Below are 549 nucleotides of genomic sequence, written 5' to 3'. Positions count from 1 at the left end.
CATCTCCTCGATGTTGATGTTCTCGGCGATGGCGGCGTACACATCGTCGATGTAAGCGACCCACTCTTCGCGGGCGTGTGATGGGTGGCACGTCTCCTCGACGACCCCCTCTTCCCACGTCGGTGGGTGGGTGGTGTCACTCATCGGAATCACCCTCTTCGTCGAGGTATGCTTCGCCTTTCGTCGTCAGCACGACCGCGCCTTTGCCGTTCGGCGTCGCCTTCTCGTGGTCAGGGTCGAGTTCCGCGAAACCTTTGCGGAGGACGCGGTGGACGACACGGTAACCGTAGTCTTGGCTACCGTTCGGCCCGACGGCGATTGCGAGTTGGTTCATCGACGCGTACGCGCCGTTATCGAGTTTTTCGAGTGCGCTGTGCATTTGCGGGCCGACGAGTTCGCCCTCGTCGGTGGTTCTGAATTCTCTCATTTCTGGAGGTTTGGCCGGTCTCGTCAGGGCACGGGGGCCAATCACGTGCCGACGCCCGTGTGGGCGTTTCGACCGTTGGCGAACGAGGAGGGTTGGTCGGGTGCGTTAGAGCTGCACGCCCC

Annotated in this window: 1 protein-coding gene; it reads right to left on the bottom strand. The window is 62.1% G+C overall.

From position 1 onward, the window contains the following. Nucleotides 1–136 precede the first annotated feature (136 nt). Nucleotides 137–427: a hypothetical protein gene (locus C437_RS09960; protein WP_004516819.1), complete on the bottom strand. Its 291-nt coding sequence runs from the start codon at nucleotides 425–427 to the stop codon at nucleotides 137–139. Nucleotides 428–549: the final 122 nt, after the last annotated feature.

Source organism: Haloarcula vallismortis ATCC 29715 (assembly GCF_000337775.1).
Taxonomy (GTDB): domain Archaea; phylum Halobacteriota; class Halobacteria; order Halobacteriales; family Haloarculaceae; genus Haloarcula; species Haloarcula vallismortis.
Note: the sequence above shows the minus strand (reverse complement) of the source record. Positions and strands in the feature narration are given on the sequence as shown.